General features: G+C 52.6%; 1 rRNA gene. It reads left to right on the top strand.

Annotated elements, in window-relative coordinates:
- Window positions 1-1,423 (top strand): 16S ribosomal RNA (locus tag BMY82_RS09385); the annotation flags it as partial.
- Window positions 1,424-1,435 lie beyond the last annotated feature (12 nt).

The raw sequence follows: 1,435 nt of genomic DNA, 5'->3' as shown, positions 1-1,435 counted from the left end.
ACTGAGCGGCGGACGGGTGAGTAACGCGTGGGTAACCTGCCCTGTACATATGGATAACATGCTGAAAAGCATACTAATTACATAATAACGTACATTGAAGGCATCTTCGATGTATCAAAGCGTTAGCGGTACAGGATGGACCCGCGTCTGATTAGCTAGTTGGTGGGGTAAAAGCCTACCAAAGGCGACGATCAGTAGCCGACCTGAGAGGGTGATCGGCCACATTGGAACTGAGACACGGTCCAAACTCCTACGGGAGGCAGCAGTGGGGGATATTGCACAATGGGCGAAAGCCTGATGCAGCAACGCCGCGTGAACGATGAAGGTCTTCGGATCGTAAAGTTCTGTTGCAGGGGAAGATAATGACGGTACCCTGTGAGGAAGCACCGGCTAACTACGTGCCAGCAGCCGCGGTAATACGTAGGGTGCTAGCGTTATCCGGATTTACTGGGCGTAAAGGGTGCGTAGGTGGTCTTTCAAGTCGGTGGTTAAAGGCTACGGCTCAACCGTATTAAGCCGCCGAAACTGGAAGACTTGAGTGCAGGAGAGGAAAGTGGAATTCTCAGTGTAGCGGTGAAATGCGTAGATATTGGGAAGAACACCAGTAGCGAAGGCGGCTTTCTGGACTGCAACTGACACTGAGGCACGAAAGCGTGGGTAGCAAACAGGATTAGATACCCTGGTAGTCCACGCCGTAAACGATGAGTACTAGGTGTCGGGGGTTACCCCCCTCGGTGCCGCAGTTAACGCATTAAGTACTCCGCCTGGGGAGTACGCACGCAAGTGTGAAACTCAAAGGAATTGACGGGGACCCGCACAAGTAGCGGAGCATGTGGTTTAATTCGAAGCAACGCGAAGAACCTTACCTAAGCTTGACATCCCTCGGACCGGTAGTTAATCCTACCTTCCCTTCGGGGCCGAGGTGACAGGTGGTGCATGGTTGTCGTCAGCTCGTGTCGTGAGATGTTGGGTTAAGTCCCGCAACGAGCGCAACCCTTGTCTTTAGTTGCCAGCATTTAGTTGGGCACTCTAGAGAGACTGCCAGGGATAACCTGGAGGAAGGTGGGGATGACGTCAAATCATCATGCCCCTTATGCTTAGGGCTACACACGTGCTACAATGGGTGGTACAGAGGGTTGCCAAACCGTGAGGTGGAGCTAATCCCTTAAAGCCATTCTCAGTTCGGATTGTAGGCTGAAACTCGCCTACATGAAGCTGGAGTTACTAGTAATCGCAGATCAGAATGCTGCGGTGAATGCGTTCCCGGGTCTTGTACACACCGCCCGTCACACCATGGGAGTCGGAAACACCCGAAGCCGATTATCTAACCGCAAGGAAGAAGTCGTCGAAGGTGGCGTCGATAACTGGGGTGAAGTCGTAACAAGGTAGCCGTATCGGAAGGTGCGGCTGGATCACCTCCTTTCTAAGGAGAATT

The sequence above is a fragment of the Peptostreptococcus russellii genome, from assembly GCF_900110295.1.
GTDB classification, from domain to species: domain Bacteria; phylum Bacillota; class Clostridia; order Peptostreptococcales; family Peptostreptococcaceae; genus Peptostreptococcus; species Peptostreptococcus russellii_A.
Note: the sequence above shows the minus strand (reverse complement) of the source record. Positions and strands in the feature narration are given on the sequence as shown.